The sequence below is a fragment of the Protofrankia sp. CiP3 genome, assembly GCF_917627345.1.
Classification (GTDB): Bacteria; Actinomycetota; Actinomycetes; order Frankiales; family Frankiaceae; genus Protofrankia.
The window spans coordinates 8183-14191 of record NZ_CAKJTM010000077.1 but is presented as its reverse complement, the minus strand read 5'-3'; the positions used below and the strand labels follow the sequence as shown (position 1 = coordinate 14191).

General features: G+C 68.3%; 6 protein-coding genes. 2 read left to right on the top strand and 4 right to left on the bottom strand.

Annotation, left to right across the window (positions count from 1 at the left end; all coding sequences use genetic code 11):
* Positions 1 to 3 precede the first annotated feature (3 nt).
* The 4 genes from MJ797_RS20200 to MJ797_RS20185 all read right to left on the bottom strand — a co-directional run bounded on the left by MJ797_RS20200 (position 4) and on the right by MJ797_RS20185 (position 4454).
* Entirely contained in the window at positions 4 to 423 is a 420-nt protein-coding gene (locus MJ797_RS20200) for a DUF5313 family protein (RefSeq protein ID WP_239338338.1), read from the bottom strand.
* 61 nt (positions 424 to 484) lie between these two features.
* Entirely contained in the window at positions 485 to 2257 is a 1773-nt protein-coding gene (locus MJ797_RS20195) for a biotin carboxylase N-terminal domain-containing protein (protein ID WP_239338335.1), read from the bottom strand.
* A gap of 309 nt (positions 2258 to 2566) precedes the next feature.
* The gene (locus MJ797_RS20190) at positions 2567 to 2815 is read right to left on the bottom strand and encodes an acyl-CoA carboxylase subunit epsilon (protein WP_239338316.1); all 249 of its coding nucleotides are present in this window, start codon (positions 2813 to 2815) and stop codon (positions 2567 to 2569) included.
* 31 nt (positions 2816 to 2846) lie between these two features.
* A complete protein-coding gene (locus MJ797_RS20185; RefSeq protein ID WP_239338313.1) occupies positions 2847 to 4454 on the bottom strand; it encodes an acyl-CoA carboxylase subunit beta in 1608 nt (535 codons plus the stop codon).
* Between the two features lie 145 nt (positions 4455 to 4599).
* Here MJ797_RS20185 and MJ797_RS20180 point away from each other — a divergent pair, with 145 nt between their 5' ends.
* Positions 4600 to 5397, top strand: coding sequence for a biotin--[acetyl-CoA-carboxylase] ligase (locus tag MJ797_RS20180; protein WP_239338310.1), 798 nt, complete (start codon positions 4600 to 4602; stop codon positions 5395 to 5397).
* A gap of 59 nt (positions 5398 to 5456) precedes the next feature.
* Entirely contained in the window at positions 5457 to 6005 is a 549-nt protein-coding gene (locus MJ797_RS20175) for a PH domain-containing protein (protein ID WP_239338254.1), read from the top strand.
* Positions 6006 to 6009 lie beyond the last annotated feature (4 nt).

Sequence of the window (6009 nt, the reverse complement as noted above, 5' to 3'; positions counted from 1 at the left end):
GCTCTAAAGGTCGATGCCGTCGTCTTCCTCGGGTGGGAGGACCGGTGAGAGACCGTGCTGGACGAGGCGCCGGTTGCGGAAGTGGCCAGCGGTGGCGAATCCGAGTCCCACCGTCGCGGCGAGCAGGAAGATCGAGATGGTGAGCCGGGCCTCCAGCCGTCCAGGTAGCAGTGCGAACATGATCGCGAATGGCAGCATGGCCAACGGCGGGCGGGAAGCCTGCCGGACCCGCCACCGCGGACCTCTCAGATCGTGCGACACCCATGGCGTGTACCGCGGGGGCAGCGTCCCGCCCACCAGGTAATACACCAGCCCGGCAAATGGCGGCCGCTCGGGTGGAGCCGGCCGCTCGCCGCCCGGGTCCACCGACTCGTCCGCGGGAACCCGGCCTTCTTCGGTGCCTTCTTCCATGCCTGCTGCCACACTCGCCAGCCTACGGACAGGTTTCCCGTGAGTCCGTCAGCCGGTCGGGAAGCGGCCGGGATCAGTCCGTGATCTCGCAGAGGACGGCGCCACTGGAGACGACGGCACCGACGGTCGCGGTGAGCCCGGCCACGGCACCCGCTCGATGCGCGGTGATCGGTTGTTCCATCTTCATCGCCTCCAGGACGACGATAAGATCACCAGCTTCGACGGTGTCGCCGTCACTGACAGCAATCTTGACAATGGTGCCCTGCATGGGGCTGGTCAGTGCGTTCCCAGCAACGGCCTTCGTTGCTTTCGCGCCGGAGCGCCGCCGGGGCGGAGCCGCGCGACCGGCCGCCGGACCGGGCGTCGGTCCGGCCGTCGATCCGAGGCCAGCGGGCAGGACAACCTCAAGACGCCGGCCGCCGACCTCCACCACCACCGACTCTCGCTCCACCGACGCGGTTTCGGCGTCCGCGCCGCCGGTGAAGACCGGGATCGTGTTGTCGAACTCGGTCTCGATCCAGCGGTTGTGCACGCGGAACGGTTCGGTCGCGTCCCCCGGCGCGAAAGCCGGATCCCGTACGACAGCCCGGTGGAACGGCAGCACTGTGGCCATACCGTCGACGGCCATCTCGGCCAGCGCGCGGCGGGCGCGTTCCAGCGCCTCGGTCCGGGTCGCGCCAGTGACGATCAGCTTGGCGAGCAGCGAGTCGAAGGCGCCGCCGATAACGGTGCCGGACTCGACACCGGTGTCGACCCGCACGCCCGGCCCGGTGGGCGCGACAAACCGGGTGACCGTGCCCGGGGCCGGCAGGAAGTTACGCCCGGGATCCTCACCGTTGATACGGAACTCGATCGAGTGCCCCCGGGGGGCCGGGTCGGTCGGGTCGAGTGCTTCACCCTCGGCGATGCGGAACTGCGCGCGAACGAGGTCGATGCCGCTGGTCTCCTCGGTGACGGGATGCTCGACCTGCAGGCGGGTGTTGACTTCGAGGAAGCTGATCATCCCGTCCCGGGCGACGAGGAACTCGACCGTGCCCGCGCCCACGTAGCCGGCCTCCCGGCAGATGGCCCGAGAGGCCTGATAAAGCGACGTGCGCTGCTCCTCGGTGAGGAACGGCGCCGGGGCCTCCTCGACGAGTTTCTGGTAGCGCCGCTGCAACGAGCAGTCCCGGGTGCCGACGACGACGACCGTGCCGTGGGTGTCCGCGAGGATCTGGGTCTCGACATGGCGGGGCTGGTCCAGGTAGCGCTCGACGAAGCACTCACCCCGGCCGAACGCGGCGGTGGCCTCGCGGACCGCGCTTTCGAAGAGCTCGGGCAGCTCGTCGCTGCTCCACGCGACCTTGAGCCCGCGCCCGCCACCGCCGAAGGCGGCCTTGATGGCGACCGGCAGCCCGTACTGATCCGCGAAGGCCACGACCTCCTCGACGCCGCCGACGGGATCGGCGGTGCCGGGCGCGAGCGGCGCCCCCACGGCAAGGGCGATGTGCCGGGCCGCGGTCTTGTCACCCAAGCGCCGGATGGCCTCGGGCGGCGGCCCGATCCAGGTCATGCCCGCGGCGATGACCGCTTCGGCGAAGTCGGCGTTCTCCGACAGGAAGCCGTAGCCGGGGTGGACGGCGTCGGCGCCACTTGCCCGGCAGAGATCGAGAATCTTGTCTATTCGAAGATAGGAGTCGCCCGGTGTATTACCCGAGAGGGCGTACGCTTCGTCCGCGATGCGGACATGGAGGGCATCGATATCGGGCTCGGCGTACACCGCGACGCTTGCGTACCCGGCGTCCCGGCACGCGCGGATGACCCGGACAGCGATTTCTCCCCGGTTGGCGATGAGGATCTTACGCACGTTTCTCCCGTCCTCGTGCAGCGTGGCTGAGTCCAAATGTCCCGCGGAGGCCGGGGACCTCACATCTGTTGTCGGCAGTAGGCGTTCTTAGTTCTTAGTTCTTAGCGGCGCCGGCAACAGGACTGGCCGGCGCGCGGCGTCCGGGCGGCGCCTCGCCTCATCGCTGCCCGTCCATTGCCGCGCGATGCATGGGTACCCCGGCTCGTCGGTCGACGCCAATACCTCCGGCGCATCCCTCCGCGGCTTCCCGATCCAGCCACCCGGACGCCGCTGTCTGGTCGAACGCCCTGCTGCCGGAACCTCCGCGGGTTACCAGTCGGCTCGGGTGCGGACGCCCTGGACGAAACCGCTCTGCCGCCACGCGTCCGGGCCGGAACGTACGGTCTGGCGGAGCGCCGTGGCCCGGTCGGTCCAGCCCGACGGCGCCGTCGGGCCGGGCGGTGAGGCCGCCGCCCGCAGGCGGAGCACCGCGACCACCGCGGCAATCTCCTCGGCGGACGCGTTCGCCGACACCACCCGCAGATACGGACGGGTGTGGCTGTCGCCGCTGGTATCCACCTGACGTTCCTTTCATGAAGGTGAGGCGTAACTACAGCGGAATGTTTCCGTGCTTCTTGGGCGGGAGCGACTCCCGCTTGGTCCGCAGCAGCCGAAGGGCTCGGATCACTTCGCGACGGGTGACTGACGGCGAGATCACAGCGTCCACATACCCGCGTTCGGCGGCGATGTAGGGGGTGGCGAAGTGCTGGGTGTAGTCCGCGATCAGTTCCGCGCGGCGCTCTTCCGGGCTGTCGGCGGACGCGAGTTCCCGGCGGTAGATGATGTTTACCGCACCCTGGGCGCCCATCACCGCGATTTCCGCGGTCGGCCAGGCCAGGTTGATGTCGGCCCGCAGGTGCTTCGATCCCATGACGTCGTATGCACCCCCGTAGGCTTTCCGGGTGATGACGGTGACCTTGGGGACCGTGGCCTCGGCGTAGGCGTAGATGAGCTTCGCGCCGCGGCGGATGATCCCGTTCCACTCCTGCGAGGTACCGGGCAGGAAGCCGGGAACATCGACGAAGGTGAGTACCGGGATGTTGAACGCGTCGCACGTCCGGACGAAGCGTGCCGCCTTTTCGCTGGCGTCGATGTCGAGAGTGCCGGCGAAATGCATCGGCTGGTTGGCGACGACGCCCACCGAACGTCCGTCGATCCGCCCGAAGCCACAGATCATGTTCTGTGCGAACTGGGCGTGGATCTCAAGGAAGTCGCCCTCGTCGAGCACATGTTCGATCACTGTGTGCATGTCGTAGGGAGTGTTGGGCGAGTCCGGGATGAACACGTCCAGCTCGGTGGTGATCTCTTCCTGGATGTCGGCCACCGCGGCGAAGGCCGGCGGATCCGTCATGTTGTTCGACGGCAGGAAGGACAGCAGCGCCCGAGCGGTCTCCAGGCAGTCGGTCTCGTCCGCGGCCTGGAAGTGGGCGACACCGCTGCGGGAGTTGTGCGTGTGCGCGCCGCCGAGCTCCTCCATGCCGACGTCCTCGCCGGTCACGGTCTTGATGACGTCCGGACCGGTGATGAACATGTGGCTGGTTTTGTCGACCATCAGGGTGAAGTCGGTGATGGCGGGGGAGTAAACGGCACCGCCGGCACACGGGCCCATGATCAGCGAGAGCTGCGGGACGACTCCCGACGCCATCACGTTGCGATAGAAGATCTCACCGTAGAGACCCAGCGAAACAACGCCTTCCTGGATACGCGCGCCGCCCGAGTCGTTGATGCCCACCACCGGGCAGCCGGTCTTCAGCGCCAGGTCCATGATTTTTATGATCTTCTCGCCGAAGACCTCGCCCAGGCTGCCGCCGAAAACCGTGAAGTCCTGACTGAACACACAGACTTGGCGGCCGTCCACCGTGCCGTATCCTGTCACCACGCCGTCACCGTAGGGGCGGTTGCGGTCGAGCCCGAAATCATGCGAGCGGTGCCGAGCGAACGCGTCCGTTTCGACGAACGATCCGGGGTCGAGGAATGCCTCGATCCGTTCACGGGCTGTCATCTTGCCCTTGGCGTGCTGGGCGTCAACGGCCCGCTGGGAACCGGCGTGTACCGCTTCGTCGTTGACCCGCTTCAACTCGGCAATCTTGCCGGTGGCCGTCAGAAGGTCGGGTACCGAGCCCTGCGCGGGATTCTGAGCGGGAACAGGAAGTACCATGCCGGGCAGCGTACGGCGGGTACGGCTCCGCGTGCTCGATTCGCGGGTGGGGGGCACAAACCAGTACCCGTGGCGGAACGTAACGGTAGTCAGCCCGCCAGGACAACGCTCCGGTAACAGGCCGGTCGGTGGCACCCTGACTGGCATGCGGACATCGAAGACACATCCGCGCCGGCTTCCGTTGGACGCCGGCCTGGTAGCGGCGGCGCTCGCCGATGACGGCCTCGACGTGCGGGTCGTCGGGGAGACCGGCTCGACCAACGCCGATCTTGTGGCGGCGGCGAAGGCGGGCGCCCGTGAAGGGCGGGTGCTGGTCGCCGAGGCGCAGTGGGCCGGCCGTGGGCGTCTTGACCGGTCCTGGGTCTCGCCACCGGGCGCGGGACTCACCTTCTCGGTGCTGCTGCGGCCCACGGTGCCGGCCGCGGCCCTCGGCTGGCTGCCGTTGCTCACCGGCACGTCGCTGGTTGGCGCGCTGCGCGGTTCCGCCGGTATCCCGGCCGTTCTCAAGTGGCCGAACGACGTGCTGGTGGACGGCGCGAAGATAGCGGGAATCCTTGCCGAGGCCGTTCCCTGCCAACCGGCAACGACCGCGGTGGTCGTGGGGGTGGGCCTGAACGTCGATACGGCCGCCGATGAGCTGCCCCTCGGGGCGACCAGTGTGGCGCTCTGCCAGCGGCGGGCGTCGCGGCCGGCGACTGGCCGGGGTGAGTTGTTGATCGAGGTGCTGCGGGAAGTCGCCGCGGGATACCGGGCCTGGCTCGCGGAACCGGATCGTGCCAGGGAGGCTTACCGCTCGGTGTGCGCGACGCTCGGTCAGCAGGTGCGGGTTGAGCTGCCCGACGGTGCTGTCGTGGTGGGCGCCGCCACAGCTGTGGACGCCCATGGCCGGCTTGTCGTGGACGGCCGGGCCTTCGCCGCGGGGGACGTCGTCCACCTGCGGTGACGCCGGGCCGATCGACCCTCGGGCTCCGCTGGCGCGGTGACGGTGAGACGATCGGCCGCGTGGGATTTCCAGAGAGCATTCTGACCAGCGATGAAGAGGTTGTCCTGCACCTTCATCCGCACTGGATCAGGCTTGCCGGGCCGGCCACCGCGTTCGTCGTGGTTCTGGGCCTGACGCTGTTCGGTGTGCTGGCGATACCGGCGGGTTCGTTCCAGCATGCGGCACAGTGGCTCGTGATCACGGCCGCGGCGGCCCTGCTCGCTGTCACAAGCCTGCGTCCGTGGTTACAGTGGATCACGACAAGTTATGTCGTGACAACGGAACGTGTTGTCATCCGGACGGGCGTCTTTTCCCGCAACGGCCGTGACATCCCGCTTCAGCGGCTCAACGACGTCTCGTTCCACCACTCGTTCGCCGAACGCCTCCTGGGCTCCGGCACGCTGACCATCGAAAGCGCCGGTGAACGCGGTCAGGTCGTGCTGGCGAATCTGCCACGGGTCGAAGAGGTGCATGCAACCCTCTACCGGCTGGTCGACGAGATCGACGTTCGGCGCCGAGGCCCTGTCAACACCGACACCGACGGTTACGGCCACGACCGTAACCGTTAGGGCG

Coding starts and splice junctions, on each gene's coding strand:
- MJ797_RS20185 (WP_239338313.1), bottom strand. CDS start 4,454: ATGGTACTTCCTGTTCCCGCTCAGAATCCCGCGCAGGGCTCGGTACCC.
- MJ797_RS20180 (WP_239338310.1), top strand. CDS start 4,600: ATGCGGACATCGAAGACACATCCGCGCCGGCTTCCGTTGGACGCCGGC.